Source organism: Streptomyces sp. A0592 (assembly GCF_004795115.1).
In the GTDB taxonomy this organism is placed as follows: domain Bacteria; phylum Actinomycetota; class Actinomycetes; order Streptomycetales; family Streptomycetaceae; genus Streptomyces; species Streptomyces erythrochromogenes.
In genome coordinates this window covers 14,049-40,806 of record NZ_SSBM01000027.1, presented here as the reverse complement: position 1 = coordinate 40,806, position 26,758 = coordinate 14,049, and the positions used below count along the sequence as shown (strand labels likewise).

The 26,758-nt window shown below is 69.8% G+C and carries 22 protein-coding genes and 9 pseudogenes; 18 read left to right on the top strand and 13 right to left on the bottom strand.

The features are described 5' to 3' along the window. Positions 1–2: 2 nt before the first annotated feature. Positions 3–1,028: pseudogene (locus E6U81_RS29360) on the bottom strand (hypothetical protein); the annotation flags it as partial. A gap of 1 nt (position 1,029) precedes the next feature. On the opposite strand from E6U81_RS29360, the pseudogene E6U81_RS29355 reads away from it, so the two are divergent. The 3 genes and pseudogenes from E6U81_RS29355 to E6U81_RS40070 all read left to right on the top strand — a co-directional run. After that, positions 1,030–1,830, top strand: a pseudogene (locus tag E6U81_RS29355) (ATP-binding cassette domain-containing protein); the annotation flags it as partial. After that, on the top strand, positions 1,827–2,696 hold the full coding sequence (locus E6U81_RS29350; protein ID WP_136233058.1) for an ECF transporter S component: 870 nt from the start codon (positions 1,827–1,829) through the stop codon (positions 2,694–2,696). The pseudogene E6U81_RS29355 and the gene E6U81_RS29350, both read left to right, overlap by 4 nt. 714 nt (positions 2,697–3,410) lie before the next feature. Further along, entirely contained in the window at positions 3,411–3,584 is a 174-nt protein-coding gene (locus E6U81_RS40070; RefSeq protein ID WP_168714767.1) for a hypothetical protein, read from the top strand. Between the two features lie 311 nt (positions 3,585–3,895). On the opposite strand, the gene E6U81_RS29335 is transcribed toward E6U81_RS40070, so the two are convergent. The 3 genes from E6U81_RS29335 to E6U81_RS29325 are packed head-to-tail and all read right to left on the bottom strand — an operon-like array spanning position 3,896 to position 7,429. Beyond that, entirely contained in the window at positions 3,896–5,455 is a 1,560-nt protein-coding gene (locus E6U81_RS29335; protein WP_240804079.1) for an FAD-dependent oxidoreductase, read from the bottom strand. Beyond that, the gene (locus tag E6U81_RS29330) at positions 5,452–6,174 is read right to left on the bottom strand and encodes a class I SAM-dependent methyltransferase (protein ID WP_136233057.1); all 723 of its coding nucleotides are present in this window, start codon (positions 6,172–6,174) and stop codon (positions 5,452–5,454) included. The genes E6U81_RS29335 and E6U81_RS29330 overlap by 4 nt, the downstream gene beginning before the upstream one ends. Positions 6,175–6,205: 31 nt before the next feature. Continuing rightward, positions 6,206–7,429: a lycopene cyclase family protein gene (locus tag E6U81_RS29325; RefSeq protein WP_240804078.1), complete on the bottom strand. Its 1,224-nt coding sequence runs from the start codon at positions 7,427–7,429 to the stop codon at positions 6,206–6,208. 371 nt (positions 7,430–7,800) lie between these two features. On the opposite strand from E6U81_RS29325, the gene E6U81_RS29320 reads away from it, so the two are divergent. Genes E6U81_RS29320 through E6U81_RS29305 form a run of 4 tightly spaced genes read left to right on the top strand, consistent with a single transcriptional unit; the run spans position 7,801 to position 12,504 of the window. Beyond that, entirely contained in the window at positions 7,801–8,958 is a 1,158-nt protein-coding gene (locus tag E6U81_RS29320; RefSeq protein ID WP_240804077.1) for a polyprenyl synthetase family protein, read from the top strand. Then, the gene (gene crtI, locus E6U81_RS29315) at positions 8,955–10,478 is read left to right on the top strand and encodes a phytoene desaturase family protein (RefSeq protein ID WP_136233055.1); all 1,524 of its coding nucleotides are present in this window, start codon (positions 8,955–8,957) and stop codon (positions 10,476–10,478) included. Before E6U81_RS29320 ends, crtI begins: the two co-directional genes overlap by 4 nt. Further along, a complete protein-coding gene (locus E6U81_RS29310; protein WP_136233054.1) occupies positions 10,475–11,497 on the top strand; it encodes a phytoene/squalene synthase family protein in 1,023 nt (340 codons plus the stop codon). Before crtI ends, E6U81_RS29310 begins: the two co-directional genes overlap by 4 nt. Positions 11,498–11,508: 11 nt before the next feature. Continuing rightward, a complete protein-coding gene (locus E6U81_RS29305) occupies positions 11,509–12,504 on the top strand; it encodes a DUF5914 domain-containing protein (protein WP_136233100.1) in 996 nt (331 codons plus the stop codon). 657 nt (positions 12,505–13,161) lie between these two features. Here the strand turns inward: E6U81_RS29305 and E6U81_RS29295 are convergent. After that, positions 13,162–13,593, bottom strand: a complete 432-nt coding sequence (locus E6U81_RS29295) for a hypothetical protein (protein ID WP_136233053.1) — start codon at positions 13,591–13,593, stop codon at positions 13,162–13,164. Positions 13,594–13,897: 304 nt separating this feature from the next. On the opposite strand from E6U81_RS29295, the gene E6U81_RS29290 reads away from it, so the two are divergent. Beyond that, positions 13,898–14,644, top strand: a complete 747-nt coding sequence (locus E6U81_RS29290; RefSeq protein ID WP_136233052.1) for a methyltransferase domain-containing protein — start codon at positions 13,898–13,900, stop codon at positions 14,642–14,644. A 304-nt stretch (positions 14,645–14,948) separates the two neighbouring features. On the opposite strand, the gene E6U81_RS29285 is transcribed toward E6U81_RS29290, so the two are convergent. Both E6U81_RS29285 and E6U81_RS29280 read right to left on the bottom strand, forming a co-directional pair. Next, positions 14,949–15,188: a hypothetical protein gene (locus E6U81_RS29285; RefSeq protein WP_136233051.1), complete on the bottom strand. Its 240-nt coding sequence runs from the start codon at positions 15,186–15,188 to the stop codon at positions 14,949–14,951. A 198-nt stretch (positions 15,189–15,386) separates the two neighbouring features. Further along, positions 15,387–15,965 carry a fasciclin domain-containing protein gene (locus E6U81_RS29280; RefSeq protein ID WP_136233050.1) on the bottom strand — a complete coding sequence of 193 codons (579 nt, stop codon included), beginning with the start codon at positions 15,963–15,965 and terminating at the stop codon, positions 15,387–15,389. 504 nt (positions 15,966–16,469) lie between these two features. Here E6U81_RS29280 and E6U81_RS29275 point away from each other — a divergent pair. From E6U81_RS29275 to E6U81_RS29240, 7 genes and pseudogenes are all read left to right on the top strand, one after another. After that, the gene (locus E6U81_RS29275) at positions 16,470–17,045 is read left to right on the top strand and encodes a hypothetical protein (RefSeq protein ID WP_240804076.1); all 576 of its coding nucleotides are present in this window, start codon (positions 16,470–16,472) and stop codon (positions 17,043–17,045) included. Between the two features lie 75 nt (positions 17,046–17,120). Continuing rightward, a pseudogene (locus tag E6U81_RS29270) lies at positions 17,121–18,084 on the top strand (MOSC N-terminal beta barrel domain-containing protein). A 221-nt stretch (positions 18,085–18,305) separates the two neighbouring features. Beyond that, positions 18,306–18,725: a hypothetical protein gene (locus E6U81_RS29265; protein ID WP_206310042.1), complete on the top strand. Its 420-nt coding sequence runs from the start codon at positions 18,306–18,308 to the stop codon at positions 18,723–18,725. Between the two features lie 40 nt (positions 18,726–18,765). Beyond that, the gene (locus E6U81_RS29260) at positions 18,766–19,011 is read left to right on the top strand and encodes a hypothetical protein (protein WP_206310041.1); all 246 of its coding nucleotides are present in this window, start codon (positions 18,766–18,768) and stop codon (positions 19,009–19,011) included. A 266-nt stretch (positions 19,012–19,277) separates the two neighbouring features. Continuing rightward, entirely contained in the window at positions 19,278–20,138 is an 861-nt protein-coding gene (locus E6U81_RS41980) for a DUF4240 domain-containing protein (RefSeq protein ID WP_346766179.1), read from the top strand. A 10-nt stretch (positions 20,139–20,148) separates the two neighbouring features. After that, positions 20,149–20,511: pseudogene (locus tag E6U81_RS29245) on the top strand (ATP-binding protein); the annotation flags it as partial. 47 nt (positions 20,512–20,558) lie between these two features. Further along, positions 20,559–20,918 (top strand): Imm51 family immunity protein, encoded by a 360-nt coding sequence (locus E6U81_RS29240; protein WP_136233049.1) that lies wholly within the window; start codon positions 20,559–20,561, stop codon positions 20,916–20,918. Positions 20,919–20,954: 36 nt separating this feature from the next. Here E6U81_RS29240 and E6U81_RS29235 read toward each other — a convergent pair whose 3' ends face one another. Together E6U81_RS29235 and E6U81_RS41270 are read right to left on the bottom strand one after the other, a co-directional pair. After that, positions 20,955–21,143, bottom strand: a complete 189-nt coding sequence (locus E6U81_RS29235; RefSeq protein ID WP_136233048.1) for a hypothetical protein — start codon at positions 21,141–21,143, stop codon at positions 20,955–20,957. A gap of 119 nt (positions 21,144–21,262) precedes the next feature. Further along, a pseudogene (locus tag E6U81_RS41270) lies at positions 21,263–21,384 on the bottom strand (IS5/IS1182 family transposase); the annotation flags it as partial. A 28-nt stretch (positions 21,385–21,412) separates the two neighbouring features. Between E6U81_RS41270 and E6U81_RS41265 the strand changes: the two are divergent. Continuing rightward, positions 21,413–21,733: pseudogene (locus E6U81_RS41265) on the top strand (RHS repeat-associated core domain-containing protein); the annotation flags it as partial. Positions 21,734–22,109: 376 nt separating this feature from the next. Beyond that, entirely contained in the window at positions 22,110–22,391 is a 282-nt protein-coding gene (locus tag E6U81_RS29225; protein ID WP_136233046.1) for a hypothetical protein, read from the top strand. A gap of 215 nt (positions 22,392–22,606) precedes the next feature. Here E6U81_RS29225 and E6U81_RS29220 read toward each other — a convergent pair whose 3' ends face one another. The 3 genes and pseudogenes from E6U81_RS29220 to E6U81_RS29210 form a co-directional block, all read right to left on the bottom strand. Then, positions 22,607–23,362 carry a hypothetical protein gene (locus E6U81_RS29220; protein ID WP_136233045.1) on the bottom strand — a complete coding sequence of 252 codons (756 nt, stop codon included), beginning with the start codon at positions 23,360–23,362 and terminating at the stop codon, positions 22,607–22,609. Positions 23,363–23,413: 51 nt separating this feature from the next. Next, a pseudogene (gene istB / locus E6U81_RS29215) lies at positions 23,414–24,078 on the bottom strand (IS21-like element helper ATPase IstB); the annotation flags it as partial. After that, a pseudogene (locus E6U81_RS29210) lies at positions 24,078–24,275 on the bottom strand (transposase); the annotation flags it as partial. The pseudogenes istB and E6U81_RS29210, both read right to left, overlap by 1 nt. Positions 24,276–24,652: 377 nt before the next feature. Between E6U81_RS29210 and E6U81_RS29205 the strand changes: the two are divergent. Beyond that, entirely contained in the window at positions 24,653–25,042 is a 390-nt protein-coding gene (locus E6U81_RS29205) for a hypothetical protein (RefSeq protein WP_136233044.1), read from the top strand. Positions 25,043–25,940: 898 nt separating this feature from the next. On the opposite strand, the pseudogene E6U81_RS29200 reads toward E6U81_RS29205, so the two are convergent. Then, positions 25,941–26,328 (bottom strand): annotated as a pseudogene (locus E6U81_RS29200) (ATP-binding protein). Positions 26,329–26,758: the final 430 nt, after the last annotated feature.

Genomic DNA, 26,758 nt, shown 5'->3' with positions numbered 1-26,758 from the left:
GATCAGGCGCCCCACCGCAGAGCGATCGTGTCGCCCACGTTGATGACCGCGTTGCGGACGGCGCCCGCGAAGGCGGAGCCGTCGACGCTGACCTTCCAGGTGGTGGAGCCGCTGTTGGCCTTGCCGTTGACCGCCGTGATCGTCCCGGTGCCGGAGGACGGCGTGACGCTCGCGACGCATCCGGACGGGGCCGCGGAGGTCACCGCGGCGTTGAGGACGTCACCGAGGGTGGTGGTCGTCCCGGTCGGGGTGAAGGAAACCGAGCAGACCTTGAGGCTGCCGGCACCGTCGTCGACGGTCAGCGCCAGCTTCGTGGCCGTCCCGGCGGTGAAGGTCGGCTGTGCGACCCACTGCGGCGCGCCCGGGGTGACCGGGACCGGCGGCGCGGTGGTGAAGCCGCCGCCCGCGACGGCGCGCAGGGCGTCGATGGAGGCGTAGGCGGTGGGACTGGTGTCGGAGGGCTTGTACTTGAAGCCGCCGGCCGGGTTGTACTGGTTGGCGATCAGGAAGTCGATCGGGGTCTTGCCGCTGCCGGTGAGGAAGTCACCGGTCTGCGGGTTGAAGCCGCAGGCGTTGAGGCCCGCCACGCCCCATCCGTTGGAGCTGGTGTTGACCCCGTACAGGGAGTTGAAGGCGCCGCTGCTCGAGACGAGCGTGCTCTTGAGGAAGTTCTTGGCCTGGACGACGTCGGTGTCGGTGTTCGGAACTCCGGAGACGCAGAGCGCGGCCATGGCGGCGCCGGTCATGTCGACGTCGCTCGCGGAGTTCAGGACGGTCGGGTTGTCCTCGCCCTTCTGGTACGTCCAGCCTCCGTCCACGTGCTGGTTGGCCCGGATGCGCGTGACCATGGAGTCGGTCAGCGCCTGCGGGACGCGGTTCGTACCGCCCTGGGTCTTGGCGCCACCCAGTGCGAGGGCCGCGAAGACGGTGCCGTTGAAGTTTCCGGACGGGCCGAAGTAGCCCGCCTCGGACGTCTGCCAGTAGGAGTAGACGTGCGCGATGAGGTTGCGGGAGGCGGAGATGGCCGACCGCCCGCAACTGCTCACCGCCCGCGGTGTCACGGTGACCTACCACGGGGTCCCGGCCGTACGGGAGGTCGGCCTCGGCCTGCACGGCGGGGAGATCACCGCGCTCATGGGCCGCAACGGCTCCGGCAAGTCCTCCCTCCTCTGGGCCCTCCAGGGATCCGGACCCCGCAAGGCCGGCACGGTGGCCGTCGTCCCCGCCGACGGAGACCCGAAGCCCAGGGACCCGAAGAAGCTCCCGGCCGCCGAGGCACGGCGGCTGGTCGGCCTGGTCCCGCAAACCCCCACCGACCTCCTCTATCTCGAATCCGTCAAGCAGGAACTCGATCAGGCCGACACCGAGTCCGGGGCCGCGGGCGACGGAGCCCGCGCCATCCTCGACCGGCTCGCCCCCGGCATCCCCGACACCACACACCCCCGCGACCTCTCCGAGGGCCAGAAGCTCGCACTCGTGCTGGCCATCCAGCTCTCGGCCGCCCCGCGCGTCCTGCTCCTGGACGAGCCCACCCGCGGCCTCGACTACCGGGCCAAGAGCGAGCTGATCCGCATCGTCGACGGCCTCGCCGCCGAAGGCCGGGCCGTCGTGATCTCCACCCACGATGTGGAGTTCATCGCCCGCGCCGCCGACCGGGTCGTCGTGATGGCCGAGGGCGACATCGTCGCCGACGGTCCCACGACCGAGGTCATCGTCGCTTCCCCCGTCTTCGCCCCGCAGACCGCGAAGGTCCTCGCCCCGCTCCCGTACCTCACGGTCGCCCAGGTGACCGCCACCCTCTCCGACGACGGAACGGCCCCCGACTCATGACCGCCACCGCACGCGCCACTGCCATCCGCATCAACGCGCGTGCCGGGATCGTCATCGCCTTGGCGGGCTTCCTCGGCGTCGTCGCCTTCTTCTGGCCCTTCCTCGTCGCCCCGGGCATGTTCGGCTCGAACTCCGCCCCGCCCCTCATCTTCGGTGTCCTGCTGGTGATCGTCCTGTGCGTGGTGATCTCCGAGATCGCCGAGGGCGGCATCAACTCCAAAGCCCTGGCCATGCTGGGCGTCCTGTCCGCCGTCAACGCCGCCATCCGCCCCCTCGGCGCGGGCACGGCGGGCATCGAGACGGTGTTCTTCATCCTCGTCCTGGCGGGCCGGGTCTACGGCCCGGGCTTCGGCTTCACTCTCGGCTGCACCTCCCTCTTCGCCTCCGCCCTCATCACCGGCGGGGTCGGACCGTGGATGCCGTACCAGATGTTCGGCTGCGCCTTCGTCGGCATGCTCGCCGGCTTCCTCCCCCGAGCCACCGGCCGCAAGGAAGTCGCTCTTCTCGCCGTCTACGGCTCGCTCTCGGGCTACCTCTTCGGCTTCCTGCTGAACCTTTCCTTCTGGCCCTTCTCCCTCGACCCGAACAGCTCCATCGCCTACTTGCCCGGCCTGCCCTTCACCGAGCAGTTCCAGCGCTACCTGGCCTTCGACCTGGCCACTTCGCTCGGCTGGGACACCGGCCGCGCCGTCACCAACTTCATCTGCATCTGCCTGGCCGGCCCGGCCGTCCTCACGGTCTTCCGCCGCGCAGCCCGCAAGGCGCGCTTCCAGGCCCCCATCCGCTTCGCCCCCCGTGGGACTGCGGAAGAAGGACCGGCCACATCGCCCACAGGGGCTGGTCCCGCCGCTGCTCGAACCACCTGAAGCCGTCGTGCGCATCCCTGCGCGTCCTGGCGTGCGCCGTCCCGTTCGCCGCCGTTTCCTTCACCCTCCAGGCAGCCTGCGCCGGGATCGGAGCCACCCGCGCGGCGATGTACACGGCATTGCTGGTCAACGTGGTGAACCTCCCCCTCGGCCTGCTCCTCATTTTCCGCGCCGACCTCGGCATCACCGGTGCAGCCCTCTCCACCCTCGCCGCAACGGTCGCCGGGACCGGCTACCTCCTGGTGTACTCCCGCACCCACCTGCCACGGGCCGCCGGCGACTCCGCCACCGGCCGGGCCGAGACCGGCAGGCTGTGGCGGATCGGCTGGCCCGAGATGAGCACGCTCGGCATCGGCTACGTCAACGAAGCCCTCCTGGCCGGCTTCGCCGCCCGCATCAGCGTCCACGACCTCGCCGCCTACGGGATCGTGGACAACCTGACCCTGGTCGTCTTCACCTTCCTCGGCTCCGCCTCCACCGCGATCACGATCCTCGCGGGCCAGGAACTCGGCCGGGGCAACCTTCCGGGCGCACGGGCCTGGCACGGCACGGGCATGAAACTCCTCCTGCTCATGCTCGCCGTACCCTCCGCGGCAGCCCTCGCCCTCGGCCCCGCCCTCCTCGGCCCGATCACCTCCGACCCCGTGGTCGTGGAACACGCCTGGGCCGCGATCCCGCTCGCCCTGCTCAGCCTGGCCCCCCCTGGCGACGGCCATGGCCTACGCCGCCCTGCTCCGCGCCGCCGGAGACACCCGTGCCGTCCTTGTCGCCTCCGTGACCAGCGACTATCTCCTCCTCATCCCCCTCGGCCGGCTCCTCGGCGTCCACGCCGGCCTCGGCCTGCCCGGCCTGTACCTGGCATGGACCGCGTTCGGCACGCTCTACTGAGCCCTGCTCCTCCCGCGCTACCGCAGGCGGTTCATGCACGGTGTCTCTGCTGCGGAGACCACCGCGAACAGCCATCGCCGCCGGTGACCGCACGACGTTCCAGAGCCCCGCCCCCCCCGAAGCCGGATGGGGCGCTCTCTCTCGACGCCGTGCCAACGGGAAGTCGGGCCCCGGCCGGGCGTGGCAAGGGCCGTCGGCGCACAAGCGCGGGCGACCAGCCGTGGCCACGGCGCGTCCCGCCACCAACCGGGGAGCTGAATGCCCTGACTGGGCGCCCGGGGCCAGCCTGGCCCGGGCGGACCGGCGGTCGGTCAGCGTTTCGCCCATTCAGCCGCCTTACGCAGTATGGAGCCCCGGCCCCGGTCCGGGACGGTCCACAGGGCCTGTCCTCGGATGCCCCAGCGTTTCAGGAGTGCGTTGGCGGCCAGGAAGCCGCTCGTGGCGGCCCGCTCCATCAGCGCGACCGGGAGGTCGGTGCGGACACAGTCGCCGGCCACCACCAGACCGGGATCGGGGGTGTGAACGGTGGGGCGGTCGGCGTAACCGCCCACCGGGAACAACGGACAGTCCTCCCGCCACTCATGGCGGGCGTCGACGACCGTGGCGCCGTGGGTCTCCGGGTATACGCGGTGGAGCTGGTCGACGAGGTGCCGCTGCTCGGTGGCGCGTGCCGCGTGCCGGTCCACCGCGTAGGCATGGAGCTCGACGACGGATCCGCCGGTGCGTGCCGCCCACCGGGCCGACTCGTCCTCCCAACGGTCCAGGACACTGATGTTGTCGAGGCCGCCGAACCCGCTCGTTCCGAGGAAGCCGGGACGGTCCGGGGCGACGGGCCGGTCCAGCCACAGTCGAGTGACCAGGAAGGGCTGCGCCGGCCGCAGGCGCGCCACCCGCTCCCTCCAGGCAGGGTCGCCCAGCCGCTGCGAGCGGGCGGCCAGCGAGCGCAGGCCGGTGGCGTCCAGGGCGAGGACCACGGCGTCGTACCTGTGGCCATCGTGTCCCCCGGCGACCTCGAACCCCCCGTCGCGGGCCGGTGCGACGTGCTCGACGGCGCTGTTGGTGCGCACTTCGGCGCTGTGCCGGCCCAGGTATCCGGCCAGCGGGTCCCACAGCGCCTCCGGATAGGGCGAGCGGGGTACGTCGAACAGCAGGCCCTCGGCGGAACCCAGGAAGTAGATGTGGAACATCAAGGCCATCTCGGCCGCCGACAGCTGTCGTGGGTCGGCGAAGAAGCTTCGCGAGAACACCTCGAACGCCAGGTGGCGGGCTTGCGAGGGGAAGCGGATGGCTTCCAGGAAATCGTGGGCACTGGTGTCGTCGAGACGGTGGTACACGTCGGGGACGCGGACGTCGAGCAGGGGCAGCGCACGGACGGGGTCCATGGCAGGGAGATCCCGCATCCGGAAGGAGGGGCTGAGCGCTGCGAAACCGAGCGCGCTCCACGGCGGCGTGCGCGGTACGCGCCGAAAGCTGTCGCGCAGTCCGTCGGCGTGCAGCAGGGGATAGTCGGGGAGTCCGGCGAGACGTGCCAGGGTGGGGTCCGTCCGCCGCAACAGCCCCCGCAGGTTGTAGTACTGCCGGAAGAACGCGTGGAAGCCGCGGCTCATCGTCACGGTGGTGCCGTCGCGCAGGCGGGTCGGCCACCCGCCCGCCCGTCCACCGAGGTAGGGCTCGCGCTCGTACAGGGTCACCGCCACTCCCCGTTCGGCGAGGGCTGTTGCGGCGGCGAGGCCGGCGATCCCGCCGCCGACCACCGCGACCGTGTGCCGGCCGGTGGCGTACCTGGTCCCCTGGTGGGCGGGCAGCATGCGAGCTCTGCGGTCCCGGCCGCGGCGCGCCGTCCCGGACCGGTGGTGTGCGGGGCGGCTCATCGCAGGTCCCGCCCACGTGAGGCCACGAAGGTATGGGTGATGCCCGTCTGCCAGCCCGGCAGGGGCAGTGCGCGGACGCGGTCGAAGCCCGCCTCGGCGATGCGGTCGGCGAATCGGCCGGCCCGGTCGAACTGGATGACGCTGTGCAGCAGATGACGGTACAACGGCCCGTCGCCCATCAGAGTCGCGGCGGGCTGGACGATGCCGCGGCACACCAGCGTCCACACGGCCCGGTCGGCGGGTCGGCCGCTGAGGCTGTACTCGTGGACGGCGAGCCGACCGCCCGGGCGCAGCACGGCACGGACGGTGCGCAGGACGGCATCGGGGTCGGAGAGGTTGCGGAAGAGGTAGGCGGCGAACACCGCGTCGAACGGCCCGTCGACGCCCGCTTCCACCAGATGCTCGGCGGGCGCGAGGACGAAGCGCACGCGATCCGACCAGCCCTTGGCGGCGGCCCGGGCCAGCATGCCCGCCGAAGCGTCGACGGCAGTGATGTCGGCGGCCGGGAGGACGGCGCGGATCGCGGCCGTGGAAGCGCCGGTGCCGCAGCCGAGGTCCAGGACGTGCAGGCCCTCACCCCGGCCGGGCAGACCGAGGCGGCGCACCGAGCGCCGAAGGTGCGCATGGTAGCCGGGGTTCGCAGCCACCAAGGCGTCGTAACTGCGGGACGCGTGGTCGAACGCGGCGGCGAGGTCCTCGTCGCGCAGCAGGGTGGTCACAGGGTCTCCAGACTGATGGCGGGGGAGGGGGTCAGGCGGAGGCACGGCGGGGCAGGCAGGGCAGCTCGACTGCCGAGCGAAGCATCGGGCCGGCCGGGGCGTGCCGGCCGACGGCGAGGTCCTCGAGCAGGTTCGTGCGCCCGTCGAGGAAGCGCAGCAGCCGGGCGGCCGGCACGCGGGTGAACAGTCGGCAGAACAGGTCGGGGCCATCGATGCGGCCGCTGGCCAAGGCACGTAGGAGTACCGCGTCCATGGTGCGGGCCCGCACGGAATGCGCAGCCGGGGGAACCGGCCGCCGGCCCTGCCGCAGGGCGGCAGCCACAGCGTGGGTCTGGCGCTGGAGTCCGGCGAAGGTGTACCCCGTGGACGGTCGGGTCGCACCGCCGGCCGCGCCGATCCGGAACACCGACGTGCCGACCCGTCGTGGCATCGGAGCGTCCGTCATGGGGATCACGCCGGTTTCGGTCGCGACGATCTCCACGTCGCCGAGGGACAGGACGTCCGCGCAGTAGTGCCGCAGCGCCGTCTCGTAGCCGCTCGCCGTAAGGACGCGAGGGGAGAACTCCGTGTACTCCACCAGGGCTTCGTGGGGGCTGGTGGGCAGCACGTAGCCGAAGGAGAGCCCGTCGGAGGGCTGGGGTGTCCGGAAGTCCATGAGCTCGGCGGTCCCGGGGTCGAAGGCCGGGCGGGCCGTGCGGACGAACCAGCCGAGGAAGTGCTGCAGCAGGGTGGTGCGTGCGGCCGGGAGGGTTCCGAGGGGCCGGGAGTCGAAGACCCAGCGTGCTTGCAGGGCGCCGGGCGGGCTGCCGGACGGGGTCATCAGCACCAGGGCACCGCCCGGGGTCTCCTCGACGCTGTCGGCGTGCGCTTCGAAGCGCCGGACGTTGGGGCTCCGGGCGAGGTCGCGGTAGACGAGGGATTCGAGATCATCGGAGCGAATCATCTTGTACCGCAGCGGCGCGATGTCGGCGTCGACCGCGAGGCCCGCAGGCGGCCGCACCCGCAGGTGGCGCCATTGGGCCCGCACCGCCGCATCGAAGCGGCCGCGCCCCGGCTCCCAGAAGCACCAGGTGCGCGGACCCGGGCGGAGGGGGCCGGGCGGAGCGTCGATGAGGATCACCGATGGGGTAAGGGCACCGGACACATGTCCACTGAGCCGGTGGGCCAGCGACAGCCCGGCGGCTCCCGCTCCGATGATCGCCACGTCCGCCTTCAGCACGGCTGCTGCCTCCGTCCCCGGTCCACCTGCGTACATGCAGGGGTTCCTGCCTCGGACCGAACCCGGATGCAGCTTTCTGCTGCTGTCACCTGATCAGGCGCGTCCGCACGATGGCATTACCGCGCGTTCGGGTCTCTGCCCCGAACCGCATCCGTATCACGGGAAGGGACCGAAGGCACACATGACGAGCGAACGACACCACGCCGAGAGGAACCGGGATGCGCCGAACCCAGGCCAAGGACCACGCCACGGCCACGCCACGGCCCGAGCCCGGCCTGGTGGCCCCTTCAAGGTCTTCGCGGCAGCGACGACATCCGGGCCAGGCTCCCGCGGGCACGGCGCACGACACAGCCGCCGGTGGGCGCAACCCGGATGACGCAACCCTTGCGACGGTAGAGCCGGAAGCCGTGGACGCCGACGTGCCCGGCGCGATCGGGCACGCTCTGGAGGAGGTCCTCGCGGACCGGCTCTCCCGGGCGGCCGTCCTGGACACCCTGTTCGCAGAGGAACTGGCCCGGCACGTCGCACGCTTCACGATCGGGGGAGGCAAACGCAGCCGCTCACAGCTCCTCTGGTGGTCGATGCGCGCCTGCGGAGGGAACGACGAGCACACAGCCGCGGCCACCCTGCGCATCGGCGCAGCGCTCGAACTGCTCCAGACCTGCGCCCTGGTCCACGACGACGTGATGGATGGATCGGCGCTGCGGCGCGGCCGCCCCGCCCTCCACGTCGACATGCGGGACCGATACAAGGACACCACGACACCACAGCGCGCAGCCCGCTTCGGGGAAGCAGCTGCGGTACTGGCCGGAGACCTGGCGCTCGCGTGGGCGGACGACACAATGGCGGAAACGGCCCTCGATCCGTGGACGGCGACCGCGGTGCGCGAGGTCTGGAGCGACATGCGGACCGAAATGGTGGCGGGCCAATTCCTCGACCTCCAGGGCCAGCTCACCGGCTCACGCTCCAAGCCCCGGGCGCTGCGCGCCGCCCACCTCAAGAGCGCCCTGTACTCGGTCCAACGTCCGCTGGCGCTGGGCGCGGCGGTGGCGGGTGCCGATGGGCGCACCACGCGAGCGCTGTGCTCGGCGGGGCGCTGCGTAGGCCTGGCCTTCCAGTTGCGCGACGACCTCGACGACCTCTTCGGCGATCCCCGGCACACCGGCAAGATCTGCGGAGAGGACATCCGCGACGGAAAGCCGACCTACCTGGCAGCGCTGGCGGTCGCGCGCGCCGAGGCAACCGCCGACCAGCAGGCTTCGACGGTACTCAAGGCGGCCCTCGGGAAGCAGGACCTGACCCCCGCCGACCTCGACGAGGTACGGCAGGCGGTGGTGCGGACGGGTGCCCGGGCGGAGATCGAAGCGAAGATCGAAGGCTTGCTGAGCCGAGGGCTGCGTCATTTCGACGGTGCCCTGCCCGACTCGGGTGCCGCCGGCCGCCTGCGCGGTCTCCTCCTGGATACAGCGGCGGCTCCGCGCGCCGCAGGGAGGGCACCGGACCGGGCCTCTGCCGCAGCCGCAACGGAATCGGACACCTGCGGTGCGCCGGAGCACCGACAGTGACCCGCACCGTGAACGGTCGCACGGACCACGTGGTCGTGGTCGGGGCGGGCCTGGCCGGACTGGCGGCCGCGCTGCACCTGCTGGGCGCGGGCCGCCAAGTCACGGTCGTCGAAAAGGACGACCTGCCGGGCGGACGCGCCGGACGGCTCCGTCTGGGCGGCTACCAGGTCGACACCGGTCCCACAGTGCTGACCATGCCGGATCTCGCCGACGAAGCCTTCGCCGCGGTCGGCGACAGCCTGTACCGACGCGTGGACCTCATCCCGTTGCACCCCGCCTACCGGGCATCGTTCGCGGACGGCAGCTCCCTGGACGTGCACACCGACGGCGAGACGATGGCCGATGCGGTCGAGCAGTTCGCCGGAGCCGCCGAGGCGGCGGGATACCGGAGGCTGCGCGCCTGGCTGCAGCAGCTCTACCGGGCGCAGATGCGCCACTTCATCGACGCGAACTTCGACTCGCCCCTGGACCTGCTGACCGGTGACCTCGCGCGGCTCGCAGCGCTCGGCGGCTTCGGGCGGCTCGACCGGCGCATCGGTGCCTTCCTCAAGGACGAGCGGCTCCAGCGGGTCTTCTCCTTCCAGGCCCTGTACGCGGGTGTGCCGCCGGCCCGCGCACTCGCCGCCTACGCCGTCATCGCCTACATGGACACGGTGGCCGGGGTGTACTTCCCGCGCGGCGGCATGCACGCACTGCCGCAGGCCATGGCGGACGCCGCCGCCGATGCGGGTGCCGAGCTGCGGTTCGGTGAGCCGGTGACACGACTGGAACGTTCCGGCCGGCGGATCACCGCCGTTGTCACCGCGAAGGACCGCATCCCTTGCGACGCGGTGATCCTCACCGCCGACCTGCCCCTCAGCTACGGGCTCCTGGAACGCCGCCCCCGCAGACCGCTCCGGCTGCGGCACTCTCCCTCCGCCGTCGTACTGCACGCAGGCACGGACCGCACCTGGGCCCAGCTGGGCCATCACACGATCTCGTTCGGCGCCGCCTGGCGAACCACGTTCGACGAACTCACCCGGCACGGAACACTGATGAGCGATCCGTCCCTGCTCATCACCCGGCCCACGGCCACCGACCCCACCCTCGCGCCTCCGGGCCGTCATCTGCACTACATCCTCGCTCCCTGCCCCAACACCGAGATCGGCCCCCCGGGCGCCGCCTGGGGCGAACTCGGTCCGCGGTACCGGTCCCGCCTGCTGAGCGAGCTGGAACGGCGCGGCCTCCACGGCATCGAGGCGGCCATCGAAGAGGAATGCCTGGTCACCCCCGCAGACTGGCTCGGCCAAGGGCATGCCGCCGGCACCCCCTTCTCGGCCGCCCACACCTTCCTCCAGACGGGCCCGTTCCGGCCCCGCAACCTCGTCCGCGGCACGAGCAACGCCGTCCTGGCCGGCTGCGGCACCACCCCCGGCGTGGGCGTACCGACCGCCCTGGTGTCCGGAAAGCTGGCCGCGGCCCGCATCACGGGCGGCGGTTCCCGGCGCACCTCCGCCCGACCCGAGGGAGCAGCCCGATGAACTTCCACCGGTCCGAACGCGAACTCGACGCCGCAGGCATCACCGACCCGTCGCTGCGAGCCGCGTACAGCCGCTGCCGCGAACTCAACGCCGCGCACGGCACAACGTACTTCCTGGCCACCCGGCTGCTGCCGGCCGAACGCAGGCCCGCCGTACACGCGCTGTACGGATTCGCCCGCTGGGCCGACGACATCGTCGACTCCACCGACCCCGGTGCGGAGAGCGCCCTGCGCGGCGCCCGGCTGGCGGCGCTACAACGGCGCCTGAACGAAGGCCTGCAGCACAATGACGGCAGCGAGCCGGTCGTCGCAGCCCTCGCCGACACCGCCCACCGCTACGCGATCGACCACCGTCACTTCCGCGACTTCATGACCGCCATGCGGTCCGACCTGGTGGTAACGGACTACCCCACCTATGACGACCTGTGCGGCTACATGCACGGCTCGGCGGCCGTGATCGGCCTTCAGATGCTGCCGGTACTGGGCACGGTGGTGCCGCGGGAGGAAGCCGAGCCGCACGCGGCAGCCCTCGGCATCGCATTCCAGCTCACCAACTTCCTGCGGGACGTCGGCGAGGACCTCGACCGCGGCCGCGTCTACCTGCCCTCCGACCTTCTGGCCGAGCACGGCGTCGAGCGCGAGCTGCTGCACTGGTGCCGGAACACCAACAGCCAGGATCGCCGGGTGCTGGCCGCCCTGCGGGAGTTCGAGGCACTCACCCGCAGCGTTTACCGGGACGCGCAGCCCGGCCTCGCCATGCTCGATCCGCTGTCCCGGCCCTGCATCCGCACCGCGTACGTCCTGTACGGGAGCATCCTGGACGCCGTCGCGTCGGACGGCTATGCCGTGCTGCACCGCCGCGCCGTGGTCCCGCGCCGCAGACGCGCGGCGGTCGCGGCGGGCGCATTCGCCCGGCTGACGGCCATCAGGCTGCGCCACCGACGACGTCCCGCGCCGGCCACCCCGGACCCGGAGGCGCCCGCAGACCCGAAACAGCCGGTTTCCGAGGAGGTCGTGTGAAACCCGAACCGATGGCACGACGCGCCCGACTGCCCCTTTCGCTGCGCCGCAGGCCGGTCCCATGGGACCGGCAACAGCCGACTTGGCGCGACGCCAGGCCGAGCTTGATCACGGAAGCACTGAAGCGGGCACAGGCCCGGCCGTCAGGGAACTGGTACGTCGTGGGGGCGTCCTCCTCGCTGGGCGGCAACCGGCCCCTGGCCCGCACCGTGGCCGACCGTGAGGTCGTGCTCTGGCGCGGCACCGACGGCAGGCTTCATGCCGGACCCGGAATCTGCCCCCACCTCGGCGCTCCTCTTGCGGACAGCCCGGTCCGGTGCGGAACCCTGGTGTGCCCTTGGCACGGGCTCGCCCTCGACGGGACGTCGTTCGCGGGCTGGGAGCCGCTGCCAGCCTTCGACGACGGAACCCTCCTGTGGGTGCGGCTCGACGAGGTCGGCGGGGAGGAACCCTCGGCCGAACCCGTCGTGCCGGCCCGGCCGACACCGGCCCACGGGGTGACTGCCGTGTATGAGGGCACCGGGCGCTGCGAACCCGAGGACGTCGTGGCCAACCGGCTGGATCCCTGGCACGGGGCCTGGTTCCACCCGTACTCGTTCGTCGACCTCACGGTCGTCGGCTCGCCCGACGGGGACGACGCCGAGGACGGGTTCACCGTCGACGTCTCCTTCAAGGTGGCCGGACCGCTCGTGGTACCCGTGCAGGCGGTCTTCACCGCTCCCGGGCCCCGCACCGTCGTCATGCGCATCACCGAGGGGGAGGGCGCGGGTTCGGTGGTGGAGACCCACGCGACCCCCCTGGGGCTGGACGAGCTCGGTCGTCCGCGGACGGCCGTGACCGAAGCCGTGGTGGCCGCCTCCGACCGCCCGGGCTTCGCGGTCGCCCGCTGGGCCGCGCCGATCCTGCGCCCGGTGATGCGCCATGCGGCGGCCCGGCTGTGGCGGGACGACCTGGCCTACGCCGAGCGACGCTGGCAGCTGCGCTCCACAGGCCGTTTCCCCGGCTGACTCCGGCCCGAACGTCGGCCGGGCGAGGGGAGCCCCCATGTGCGCGCCCCCCGGGTTTGCGGCGCTCATCTGCTCATGGCGGGCCCGCACCCACAACGCCTCCAGGGGTCAGAGCGCGGGAGGGGGCCGTTGTGGGCGGGGAGGGCGGTCTGAGGTGAGACAGGAGAGCCGAGCGGTCGGACACCCCAATGATGACCGGGCCGGCCCGGACGGCGATCTGGAGGTCCGTGACGCCCCCTGCGTGTCTCACGGCGTTGTAATCGAGTTCGCTCACCACTGTCAGGACGTCGGCGACCAGGACCGGAGGCGCCTCCTGCCCGGACCGACACCTGAAAGCGTTGGCACCGACGACGGAACTGCGTCAGCTCCAGTACCGCGAGGACGATCGCCAGGGCGTGGGCAAACGCAACCGCGAGGCACTGGCGACCTCCCGGACGGATCAGTGTCCGCCCTGTTCTGCGTCGAGCGTGATCCGGAGGCATGCCACCGCTCGCTCGTTGCCGAGCGCCTGCGCGCCGAGCACGGCCTACCGGTCACGAACTCCGCCCCGCTTGAGCGCATGCCCCCTACTGGTTACTGGCGTCGAAGAGCGCCCTGCGCGGGGGCCCGACGTGCCGGCTCCTCCAGCTCCGAGGGCGATTCGCCCGTGAGGTGAGGCTACAAGGTGTGGTCGGGGTGCTCGGGCGTGCGCCGACGCTCCTTCAGGCGTGCCTCGTACAGGTGGTCGCGGCCCTGGCCCAGCTGGGCGACGATGTCCTGCTCGATGCCGGCGAAGGGCCGGTAGTAGGTGTCGTTGTACGCCTCGATGATCTGGAAGGTCCAGTGCCCCGGGATGACGTTCCGCCCGAGCACTTCCTGCTCCACCAGGCGCGCCTGCGACTCGTGGCCCGCTTCCCTCAGCAGCCTGACGGCGTCGTCCAGCTCGAAGTCCGCGGTTCCCGTCAGTTGGTGGAATCCATAGAGGTGCCCTCGCGCCCGCTCGGTGGTCTCCAGCGCCTTGGACAGGGCGCCCAGCGCGGCGACGGTCTTCTCACTGACCCCGTCGGGTACCTGGTGGGCATCGTCCAGTGTCTCGTTCACCTGCACCATTGAGCCCTACGATCCGAGGCCGAGGGCCGCACGACACGAGTCCCGCACGGTCCGGAGGTGGTGCGGGATGTGCCGCTGACGGCACAGGCCGTGTCAGGTCGCCGACCCGCATGGCACGGGGGCACCCGCAGTCAGGTCCCAATTGCGCTGGACACGCTGATCACGGTGGTCCTAGCCTCGAGCGGTCCCATCCTTCATACGTTCGAAGAGGTGTATTTGATGACGGCTCAGGTTCTTGCGGTCAGTTCCCGACGGCCGCTCAGCCCCACCGTTGTGACCTCCACGAACCGAAGGAACCCCTGTCATGGATCTGCCGCGTAGCTTCACCATCCGCGAGAGCAGCCACCGCATCTGCAACCCGTTCACCAGCGACAAACTGGCTCTCCTGGGTCAGGCCATCAGCCCGGTGCCAGGCACTCGCATGCTCGACCTCGCTTCCGGCAAGGGCGAGATGCTGTGCACCTGGGCCCGGGATCATGGTGTCACCGGCACCGGGGTCGACATCAGTACCGTCTTCATCGACACCGCCCGTGAGCGGGCTGCGGAGCTGGGCGTTGCCGACCAGGTCGACTTTGTGCATGTGGATGCCTCGGGCTACGTCGCCGACGATCCCGTCGGGATCGCAGCCTGCGTCGGGGCGACCTGGATCGGCTCCGGAGTGGCCGGAACTGTCGAACTCCTGCGGCGCAGTCTTGCTCCCGGCGGCATGATGCTGATCGGTGAGCCGTACTGGCGCTGCGAGCCCGAGGATCAGACGGTCGTCGAGGGTTGCCACATGGCCCGCAAGGACGACCTGCTCACGCTGCCGGAACTGCTCCAGCAGTTCGGGGACCTGGGCTGTGACGTGGTTGAGATGGTCCTCGCCGACCAGGACAGCTTGGACAGGTACGTCGCGGCTCAGTGGCTCAACATCCGGCGCTGGCTCGACGCCAACCCCCACGACGAGCTCGCCGACGAGATGCGGGCGGAACTGACCGCGGCACCCGTCCAGCACGTCAGGTACCAGCGGGAATACCTCGGGTGGGGCGTTTTCGTCCTGATGAACCGCTGACGAACCACGTCGTGTGAGCCCTGGCACCACCCGCCGGGGCTCACCCTCGTGGCGCCGGTAGCTCAACGCCCACTGGTTGACCTCGCCCTGCCCGTGAACCAGAACTGACCCGCACACACCGGCCCTGTCGCAGAGCCGGCCGCATGTGGTTCCGGGGGATGGTGGCGCGTGGCGGACGAGAGACGCCCCACACGCCTTTCCGCGCGGCTCGATGCCACGCCGGTCGGCTCGACGCGACGGCTACGCCGCAGACCAAGGCCCGGCCTGCTCCGCACCACGCGGACGGTCGGGCCTTGATCAGTGACTACACCTGTTCGTGCAGGTCTTCAGCGTGTTCGTGCTGGGCCAGTGCCAGCCCGAGGCCGAACCAGGTCGCGGGCCAGGTCGCGATGAAGATGCCCCACCGGTCCGCCCGCTCGATGCCTGCTGGCTCGACCTTCATCGACGTCGCCCAGGAGGCGACGGACAACCCGATGGTCAGACAGGCGACGGTGTACGCGTGCTCGCTCCGCAGGCCCTTGTCGTGCAGCAACTTGACGATCATGGCGCTCTTCTCTCGTGCATCAACTTGACGATCGTGGCGCTCCTCGGGATCTGATTCCCCAGACGCCAACATCACGCATTCCAGAGGTCGTCCCAGTCCGTGCCGACTGAGCGACAGCCCGGCATCCGGGATCTGCGGAACCGTGCTGCGGCGGCTGGCCCTCGTCAGGCTTCGGCCGCTTCGATAGCCGGCAGCGGGCTACATCGGGGTGAGGACCGTGTCGATGATGTTGACTGTCCCGTTAGAGGTCTGGACGTCACCGCAGACGATCTTCGCTTTGCCGTTGACGGTGAAGTTCTCGCCGGATCCGGTTGTGGTCAGGGTGCCTCCTTCGAGCGTCTTGAAGGAGCCGTCGCTGAGCTGCGAGGGGGTGATCTTCTCGCCCACCACGTGGTACGTGAGGAGCTTGGTCAGCTCTGCTTTGTCGGCCAGGATCTTGTCGAGGTCGGCCTTCGGGATCTTCGCGAACGCCTCGTTGGTCGGGGCGAACACGGTGATGCCCTTGGCGTTGTTCAGGGTGTCGACCAGGCCTGCCTTCTTCACGGCGGTGACCAGTGTCGACAGTGCCGGGTTGTTGGACGCCGCGGTGGCCACGGGGTCCTGTGCCATGCCCGCGAGGCTGCCCGAACCCTGGCTGGGCAGGGATGCGCAGGCCGGGCCGTAGGGGTCGGTCTGCTGGGAGGCTGCGAATACCGGCGCTGCGACCCCCAGAGTGATGGGAAGGGTGAACGCCGCTGCCGCGAGTGCGGCCGAGCGGCGGACGTGTCTGGTTCTCATGTCTTCTCCTCCGGGAGGCGGGCCGGTGCTGGCTGCCCCGCCGCGCGGCCCGATCACCCCCGAGGTGACGGAGCGAGAAGGAAAGGGGCCGCCGCCTGCTCTCGCGGCGCCAGATCCTTCTCCTTCCACCGGGTATTCGGCGCGGAACGGTGGATCGGTTGCTGTAGGAATGAACGAAATATTCCCATTCCAGTGGCAGCCTGGCCGCCAAGCAGACGACCGCCAGGACGGCTTCGGCACTTTCCAGGAACGGGTGCCGGTTGTGGCGTGCCAGCTGGACCGGCTGGCGGGCACGGGAGGTGTCCCGCTGGCCGTGCCCGGCCCTCGACGGGGCGGCTGGTGGGGTGGCGCGGACCGGGTCCTTTCGGCTGTGGCTGCTGTTGGGACGTGTGCACTGGCTTTGTGCCCCCACGGCGGGCCGGTGTCGTCTGCGGCTCCGCTTGGCCGTGCTCCCCCGGGTGGGGGAGGCGGATCATCATGCGGTGTGATGTTGTGGTCTGTGCGGTGCGGGAGATTCGCATCATGACGACGACGTATCCCGCCCCGCCCGAATCCCATGTGCCGCTGGTCCCGCCGCCCCCGTGCTGGGCGGTGTGTGCCGCTCATGTCGCGGCCTGGTCGACCGTCCCTTCCGGTGTGTGGCGCGTCGCGCTCGTGCTCGGGGTGCCGGTCGGGGTGATGGAGCGAGAGGAGTTCCTTTCCGCCTTCCCGCACAGCTCCCTGTTGATCGGCCTGGGCTACGTACTGCTGATCGGGGCGGTTGCGGAGGCCGCTTCGTATCTCACGTTGGGCCTGGTTCGGCCCTGGGGGGAAGTGGTGCCGCGCTGGATTCCGTTTCTCGGCGGCCGGCCGGTCGACCGCAGGCTTGCGGTCCTGGCCGCTTCGCTGGGAGCTTTCGCGGTCACCGTTCTGTGGTGGGTCCTCTTCCTCGGCGGGCTGCTGACCTCCCCCAGTCCGGATCCCGGTGTCTCGGCTGGTGAAGTCCTCTTCGTCGCCGCCTATGCCCCGCTCCTGCTGTGGGGTCCGCTCCTGGCAGCGGTGACCTGGTCCTACCACCGACGACACAGGGCTTGTCCGTGATGGTGACCGAATGTGGGATCGGCCCTGATCGTGGGGGGCTGGAACGATGATGGTCCTGGGGTTCAAGGGGGGCGTATGGCCAGCGTTGTGGATCTGGTCTGCTATCCCGTCAAGGGGTGCGCGGGCACGCCGATGAGTGATGCGTTCCTGACGCCGGCGGGTCTCGCGCACGACCGCACCTTCATGGTCATCAGCGAGGACGGAGCCTTCCGCACGCAGCGCCGGCACCCTCGCCTCGCGCTGATCCAGCCCACCGTCAGCGCCGACGGCGCCCAGCTCACCCTCGAGTCGGCCGACCGCACAGATGGTCACGGCTCAGTCCGCCTCGACGTGACGACGTCCGGGTCACGCCGTGACGTCGATCTGTTCGGCACCGCCTTCCAGGGGATCGACCAGGGTGACGAGGCCGCCGGCTGGCTCTCGCAGGTCCTCGGCGCCCCCAGCCGTCTGGTCCGTGTGCCGCCGGAACACGACCGGATCGCCGATGGCCTGACCCCTGGCCCGTCCCGCTATGCCGACATCAGTGCCGTGCACCTGCTGTCCCGCGACTCCCTCGCCCTCCTCAACCGGCGGATGGTCGAGCGAGGTGCCCCGCCCCTGTTGATGAACCGCTTCCGCCCGAATATCGTCGTCGACAGCCAGGACGAACGACCACGAGAGCGGCGACTGGACGGCCCTGCCGCATGCCGAGGACCGCGCACGCCGCATCAACATCGGCGGGGCCGAGTTGGGCTATGCCAAGCTCGCGGTTCGCTGTGCCGTCACCCTGGTTGCGCAGGAGATCGGAGCACGGCAGGGGCCGGAGCCCCTGTGCACACTCGCCGACTACCGGCGCGCGCCGAGCGGAGGTGTTGTGTTCGGCGCGAAGTTCTCCGTGATCACGCCGGGGAAGCTGACCGTCGGCGACCAGGTGGCCGTCAAGGAGTGGGCGACGCCGAACTATGAGGACACCTGGTCACCGCCACAACGTCCGGGGATATCTGACCCGGCCCGGACACGCCACGGGCCCCAGGGCTCATCCGCGATCTCACGGGCGTAGACCCTTGCGCCTACACGGTCGTCCTGGAACAGACGCGCCCTGTCCATAGATTCCCCCTGCGATCCTCAAGGGATCAAAGAGGATCACGGATGCGGGCCGGGAAACAGCCAGTCCACGGCCAACGGACCCCCTGCTGCCGCCTCCCGCTCGCGGACCCGGGTCAAGGCCGAGTGGAGCAGTACACCCTGCCGGGTGCAACCGCCTGTGATGACATCACGCCCATGAAAGACCCCTTCTCCTCTGCGGATACATCGACCCTGCTGTCCCCGGTCGGGTCCGTGGACCGGGACACCTTCCAGGAGAAGGTCGCCGCCCTCATCGAGGCCAAGAAGGCAGGCGAGACTGTCGAGAAGGGCGAGACCGCGGAGCCCACCGGCGCTGTCGACCTCATGGAGGCCCTGCGCGCCAGCGTGGAGCGCGCCCGCAGCCCGAAACCCACCGGAAGCAAAGCCAGCACCTCCACCTCCGGCAAGAGCGCCGCGAAGAAGCCGGCAGCGAAGAAGCGCGTCCGCTCGACGCCGAAGAAGGACCTCAGCGGCCTGTCGAAGGCCGACCTGTACAAGAAGGCCGCCTCCGCCGACATCCCGGGCCGCTCCCACATGAGCCGTGACGAGCTGGTCAAGGCGCTGTCCTCGGCATGAACGCGAAGGGCACGTCCCCCGGGAGACCCTGCGGCCGCCGGTGGACCCGATGCTCGCCCAGGCCGTGGAAGCGGTGCCCGGATCCGGCGTCCTGGGCGAGTTGGCCTACGAGCAGAAGTTCGACGGCTACGGGGCCCTCCTGCTCACGCCCGCCGCAGCCGGAAAGCGGCTGGTGCTGCAGACCCGGCGCGGGCGCCAGATCCAGGACCGGTTCCCCGACCTCACCTCGGCCGCAGACTGCTGCCGAACGGCTTGGTCCTCGACAGCGCACTCCTCGTGTCGGTAAGAAGCGTGTCACCAGCCGAAACGGCGGTCGTCAGTTCTCAGGGCTGGAGGGTCGGGGCAGTTCTGCCGTATCGGCCGACTCCGGGAGCGCAAGGCGGCCGACCTTCAGTTCGGATACGGCATCCATGGCCGAGCGGTACAGCTTCCGGGCACTCGCAAGATCGCTTCCCATGCTTGTAGTGATCGTTTCCCAGGCTGCCGTGTCAGAGGCGTGTGTGAGACTGCCGGGCAGCGAAATGGGGCAGCAGACAGCAAGGGTCGGATGCGATGGGATTCGAAGGCCAGGTCTGGCGACTGGTACGCCAGGATGAGCTGGTGGGCGAGGTCGTGATCGAGGAAGCCGACTTTCCCTGGCTTCGCGGACGCTTCATCGCTGGCTCAGCCTTCCCCGCTTTCGAGCCGTTGTTCGCGCGCTCGCGGGCCCTGGCCGACGCCGAGGACTGGGAAGGCTTCGACAGGGTCTACGAGGAGATCAGGAAGACCCTGTCGCTGGTCTCGCCTACGGGGCCGGTTGCCGCGTTCCTGCTCCACATCCAGGACGGTCATTCCTGGTTCCGGTGGAGCGATGAGCCGTTCGGTGACGCGGAGGATGAGGGGGATCACGTCGTGAAGGCATCGAGGGGCGTCGACCCCGAGCTGCCAGTGATGACATGGGAGCGGTTCTGGCAGCTCATCGAGGTTCTCGGTGGCGAGGCCCGCATGGAGACTTGTCAGGGGTTCGAGGAGGGCTGCGCGCGCCTGACCGAGATTCTCGTGCGCGAACCGGTGGGCCAGATCATCGGCTTCGGTGAGCGTCTCGCGGAAGCTCTGTACCGGCTGGACCAGGCGGCCTTCGGCACGCTGCCCGTCCTCGGGATGCAGTTGTCCAACGGCTCGCCGTTTCCGCAGTCGGATGACGGCTTTCTGTACTCGCGGGCTGCCGTCGTGGCCGCCGGCCGCCGGGCATACGAGGGTGTCTTCGGTCATCCGGAGCGGTTCGCGCCGTTCACCGCACGACACTGCGAAGAACTCCTCTACGTCCACGAAGAGGCATTCGAGCGGGTGACCGGAGCGGAATGGGACCGCCTCACCCGCTACGACTACGAGTCCTGCTCGAACAAGGATGGCTGGCCCGAGCTCCGCAGCTGACCGCCGATCCGCCACGAAGCTCGTCAACGAGCTTGTCGAAGCCGCCGACGAGAAGCAGCTGTCCAAGACGATCGCCCGCTACGGCCGCGTGGACCTTCTCTGCATCGACGAGTTGGGCTATCTCGAGCTCGACCGGCGGGGCGCCGAGATGCTGTTGCAGGTTCTGACCGAGAGGGAGGGAAAGAACAGTGTCGCCATCGCCTGTAACGAATCGTTCGGAGGCTGGACGAGGCCATTCACCGATCCCCGGCTCTGCGCGGCCATCGTCGACCGGCTCACTTTCAGCGGCGCGATCATCGAGACCGGCACCGAGTCCTACCGCTTGGCACAGACCAAGGCCAAGCTGCAGCGGACGCACACCCGCTCAGCCTGACGGACCCCCGCGCAGCCTCGGAAGACGGGCATCTCTACCCTTACCGCATGACCGACGCATCAGCCCTGGCCCCGTTCCGCCTGGACGAACGCAGTGAAGGCGATACCTCCCACTGCCTCTACCTGTTCGATGGCGACATGGAGCAGGTCGCCGATGTCTTCGACGAGCACGACGCCGAACGCCACGGTTACGGCTGGGAAGGCCTGGCCCAGTCACTGGCCCACTCCCACATGCCAGAAAACGGCGACAAGCGCCAGTTCTTCGGATCAGAGGCCGGCACCTTCGTAGTCACAAGCCCCGACCTCAAGGCCCTCACTGACCTGGCCGTGCTCCTACACGCCGCCTTCCACGACCGCGAGCTCCTCAGCCACTGCATCCAGGCGGCCAAGCCCCGCTTCCTCAACTGATAGAACCCGTGCGACCTGAGATGCGGGGTTGGCCCCTCACGGTGCGCAGAAGGAGCCTCGCTGGGAGACTCCGGAGATGACCACGCAGCGCCCGTTCACCTTGCGGGTGAGGGTGAGCACGTCCCGCGGTTCGCGGCTCTCCACCGAGGATTCGTAGCCGACCGCCACGTGCAACACCACCAGACCGTTGCGCCCGATGACCTCGCTCCTGTCCCGAATGGCCACCCACACCACCTCATCCGCTGGGGGCGCACCCCGCCCTGGAAGTGGCGGACGTTACCACTGCGCCAGCGATCCTCGCGACGGCACGCAGAAGCGGCCGGGAAGCCCCGCCGGGGCGCGTAGCAGTCATCCAGATTCAGATGCCAGCACGGCGCAGTTTGGTCAGCGATGCCACATGAAGGCGCGGCCACTCGCCGGTCTCGGTCCAGTCCCGCAGGCAACGCCAAGCCACGCCGGAGCAGCCCGCTGTCAGGGACATAACACCAGGCGCCGGCGCAACCGTCCTCCAGCTGACCTCTATCCGCGGCGACGTCAGCCTCCTGCTGCCGCTCGACGTGAGTGTCACGCCCACGGTTCTGGACGCCGACGAGTACGGCAACGCCCGGGCCAGTCAGGCGGAAGCCCGCTACGACTGGCTCGGCGGCCACCAACGTTCGGGGGAGACCCTCACGGGTCTCACTCTGATGGGCGTCCGCCTGTACGACTCCACCAAGGGCCGCTTCCTGTCCACCGACCCCGTACGAGGCGGCAGCTGCAACAGCTACGAGTACGTGTGCGGCGACCCCGTCAACATGGTCGACCTCGACGGGCGCATGACCGCGCTGGCCCTGGTCGGTGCCGCAGGACTCGGCGTGAGCGCAGGCACCGTCCTCGCCATCATCGGCGTCGGCGCGGTCGTCGCGATCATCGGCCTGATCTGGTGGTACGGGAAGGACTGGGCGATCCGCAAGGTTCGTACCCTGTGGAAGGAAGCCAAAAAGTCCGGTAAGGAAAAGGGCAACGACGTGCCCAGCTTTGCCAGAGGCCACCGCCGAGGGCCCGGCGAGTCCCTGGACAAGGCGACGGACCGCGTCATGAAGGGCGGTGGCTACCGGCCGCCGTACAAGAAGGGGCCCGGCTCCATCTACAACAAGGTCCGGAAGTACCTTTCCCGCAACTAGCACGTCTGAGGAAGGTGTGAGCGGCGAAATGACCGCACCGCACAAGGTCTATCTGCTCTGGCATGTCCACCACTACCCACAGGAGGGCGAGGGCGCCGGCCACTTCGTGGAGCCAGATGATTTCTGGGCCGACGAGCAGGCTGGAGACGACGTCAAACTGCTGGGTACTTACTCGACCCGAGAGGCCGCGCGGGACCGCATCGAACGGGCGCGCCTGCTTCCCGGCTTCAGAGAGGAACCCACCTGCTTCTACGTCGAGGAATCGGTCGTGGATCAGGATGAGTGGATTGAAGGCTATGTGACCGACTGACCGTCGGTCCCTCAGCCCGAACGGCCCGCCGACCTCGGCGGGCCGTTCGCGTTCCAGGTTTTCCCCAGCATGGCTACGACGACTTCTTGGGGGAGTCGTTTGTCGAGGAGTTCGGGAGGCGTATGGCGCGGGGTTGGGTGATCAACATCGATGAGTTTTGATGTCGCACGTTAGTGTGCCCCGGAGTGCACAGGCCTTGGCACCGCGGTTTCGACTCAGGGATCTTGCGTCTTCGCCGTTGCCCTGATCTGGCTCAGCATCTGGTCGAGGAGGTGGAGTGCCCGGCCCGTGAGCCGTGCCGACCGCACTGTCGGAATCCAGTTTTGACTGGTGAGGGCCTCGACCGCTGTGAGGAGGTTCTCCCGCTTGCCGACCGTGATGGTCCCCGCCAAGCGCACGTAGTCCCCGGGCAGGGTCCAGCCCGGATACTGACCTGCCAGCGTCCGCAGGCTGGGCAGCAGGTCCTGGGACGTGCCGGCTGATGGGAAGGCCGCCGCCAGGGCCGTCAGGGCCAGGCAGACAGTGACGCACTCCGTCTCCCACCGGTTCAGGAGCTGAGGAAGCGCCGCTTCGACGGCGACCCGAGCGCGTTCCTCACCAGCAGGATCCGCATGAGGATGCGCCTGGGGCCAGCATTCGGCCTCGTGCCGCTCGGTGACGGTGGCGATGGAGAACAGCAAGGACACCAGAGACATCCGCTCGCGCGGAGGAACGCGGTCATCGGCCGCGAGCGCCGCGAGAAGTGGGACGCCCTCATGCGTGAGCTCGTTGCAGGTGTCCTGGTGCAGGATTTCGTTGTAGAAGTCGCCCAGGAACTCCCGGTCGGAGTCGAAGGGAGCGTCGGCGAACAAGAGCTCCGCCTGCGCGGGTGCCGGCCTGTCGGCGAAGCGGTCGGTCACGACGGTGCGGAAGATCTCGCGGATTCGTGGCCCGGGGCCTGGTTCAGTGTTCGCGGCCGACGGGGTGGGCATGCTGCAGACCCTAGTGCCAGGGCTCGGGGCCCTGCTGGCGGGATGTGCTGGTCAGACTGCTTCGGCCCGATCGGCCTGGGCTTTGGTGTGGGCGAGGCGGTAGGACTCGGTTCCGGTCTGGACGATGTTGCCGCCGAAGGTGAGCCGGTCGACGATGGCCGCGCAGAGCCGGGGGTCGGTGAACGTTTTCGTCCAGCCTCCAAACGATTCGTTCGAGGCGATCGCCACGCTGTTCTTTTCCTCGCGCTCAGTCAGAACCTGGAAGAGGAGTTCGGCGCCGCGGCGATCGAGTTCCATGTAACCGAGTTCGTCGATGCAGAGCAGGTCGACGCGGCCGTAGCGGGCGATGGTCTTGGTCAGCTGCTTCTCATCGGCGGCCTCGACGAGCTCGTTCACGAGTTTCGTGGCCAGGGTGTGGCGGACCCGGTGGCCCTTCATGGCGGCCTCGGTGCCCAGCGCGATCAGCAGGTGGGACCTGCCGGTGCCGGAGTCGCCGATCAGGCAGAGAGGCTGGCCTTTGCGGACCCACTCGCACTTGGCGAGGGTGTGGATGGCGGCGGGGTCGACGTTCGGGTTGGCGTCGAAGTCGAAGGCCCGCAGAGACTTGTCGCGAGGGAGGCAGCGGCTTTGAAGCGGCGCTCTGACCTGCGGCGGGCGCGGTCGTCGCACTCGGACATCAGGAGCTCGGCCAGGAATCCGCGGTAGGACATCTGCTCGCCAGGACCAGGCGCCCGTCGTCGAAACGAGGCAGTGGCAGTCCGGCCAGCACCGCCCGCAGCCGGCCGATATCGATCCGGCCGTGGTTCAGGCCGCCGTACAACGCTCCGTGCCCACGCCGATGCTCGGGCACCAGTGTCAAGTCCACCGGGGACTTCACCGCACCGTCCGCACACAGCACCGCGTCCACCAGATCGTTCGAGCTGAGCGACGTAGTCTCTTGCCGTGCCTACTCTTCTGGACCTTCTGCAGTCCCTTGAAGAACTGCCTGCGGAAGCGGTCAACTACGCAGCCGAGCCTTGGACGGCTGCCTCAGATGCGGCCGTCGCAGCGTTCGACGCACCGCCGCCTGGCCACGACGCATACCTGGACGTGCAACGCTGAGCACCACCAGGTAGCAGCAACAGGCCGTCGACCGTCGTTGATAAAGAACAAGCTTAGCCCCACCGCCCGGTGTGCCAGCGTCTCCACCTGGACAGTGGTCGTAGCCGGCCCGGCTCCCGCCTCGGATACCGTGTTTCTCTACGGGGTGCCATAACGGATGTGACGCCCCCCACCGGAGGTAGTCAGCGTATGAGTTCAAAGCGCAGCAAGAATCCAGCCCTGCCCGTACTGGACGACGCATTCCGACTCGAGTCGGTCAAGGATGCCGAAGAGTCCACCCGTGACTTGGCCGCGCGGCTGGCCACCACCGAGCTGCGCCGCGCTTCCCACCCGGGCCGGGTCACCTGGGAGCCCACCGATCAGGCCGAGCCCGTGCCGGTCCCGCCGACTGTGGTCGACGGTGACGGGGACCTGTGGCTGCGGGACCGGGGCACTGGCACCTGGACCATGCCCGAGTTCAACTCGGAGGAGTTCCCGGCCCGCTGTGGCGAGGTACTGACGTGGAACCAGCTTGCCCGCGAGTTCGGCCCGCTGACCGCACTGGCCGACGACCGACGCATCGGCGGCGGCCGGCGCTGACCGCGCAGCCTTCTGGGAGGACAGTGCCCCTGAAGCGCCCGTTACGGGTATCTGGGGGCTCCAGCTCACCGCCGAGCTCGACGATGGCGGCGAGCAAGGAGCGGTTCGACGCCGAGTTCGCCAAGGGCCGCGAAGCGGCTGGCCACGGCCAGGGCCCGTAAGCTCATCACCGCCCTGGTCGGCAACCCTTAGTCCTGACCCTCCACGCCGCGAAACTCTCCGAAAGCTAACCCGGAGACCCAGCCGGCCCGGCTGCGCCCCGCCAGGGCCCCGGTCCAGCGAGGTCCAGATGGGGAACTTGGCGGCCGGGCAAGCCAGCGCGTCTGGGCAAGCCTGAGGAGACCCTGGGCAAGCCCGTCCGGGGGCTTGCCCAGGGCCGCGACCCGGTCGGTTCAGCGTCGGTGGCGCCAGTGCTGGTGGACCCTGAGTACTTCGTAGCTCCATCCGGTGTGCGGACGGGTCGCGACCGGGTTCGTCCAGCCGAGCTGTTCGGCTACGGCCGGGAACCGTCTCCGACCGTGACGAGCGCGGACAGGAGAGGCTCTCCCCTCCGACCGTCTTCGTCTACCAGCCACAGGAGCACGCACTGGTCGTCGGCGTGCAGGCGGGGCAGGCCCGGCAGGCGCTTTTGGATCTGGGGCCAGGTCGCAGTCCGGGGACGGGTCCCGCGCGAGTGTCACCGACAACACCACGCGGGGCTCTCACCTGGGGGCCCGGGAGGTATCTACGGACGTACCGCGGCAACGTCGTCGGCCTCCCACAACGCCCGGGTCAGCCTCGCCTCCGATCTCCAGCGCCGCATTCGGCCTCGACGGCGGGTGCCGCCTTTGATGGCCGGCCGTGCTCGGCCAGGCCGACGCGGGCGCCCGTTGCCCCGGTCGGCGTCGGCGGCTTGGCGTTACTGGGCGAGGAGGGCGCTGACGGTCTTGCCGCCGGCCGCGCGGCGGGTGACCGCGGTGGCGCGGGCGAGGCGGTTGACCAGGGCCAGCCGAATCCTCCGGTGCCGCCGTTCAGGTCGGGGGTGCGCATATGCGGGGCCCGCGGATTGCGGTCGTGGACGGTCCCTCGATGCTGTCCGGGTGCGCGGTCAGGTTCAGGAGGCAGGTGCCGCCTCCGTGGCGCAGGGTGTTGGTGACGAGCTCCGAGACGACCAGTACCACGGTGTCGGCCGCCTCGGTCGCGATCGGGTGTACGAGGCGGTCGAGGAAAGCCCGAGCGCTCTCGCGCGTGCCGGCGGCGGATGTCGCTGAGCGGACGGTTGCGACGTTGACGCTCATCGTGTCCATCAGGTCACCCTGGTCTCCGGTCAATGCCCGGTGCCCGTCCGGCGACCGGCTAACCCGGCAGCGACAGGGCCTCCGACGCTGATGGAATGATCACGCGCGTAGCCCGCGGCGGCTGCGGCGCGAGCCAGACGTGGTGCCACCTGCCGTAGCGGCTGTGGCCGCACCGATAGGGAGCCGCCCCTACCCCCGTCTTCGTTCGAGGTTGATTACCTCACTGCCGAACACGCGGAAATCTGTGTCCGCCGGAGTAGACATTGGGTAGCGAGCTGGTTATGGTTTCTCACGTAACCAAGAAGGACCGCAGGGCCTGGCAGAGACGAACTGCCGGGCAGCAGTACACGCAGTTGCAGTTCGCAGGACGGTGCGGTGACGGAGTTCCGAAGCCACGGTTGTTGCAGGACGGCGACGGGACTGGTGACCGGACCGGGTG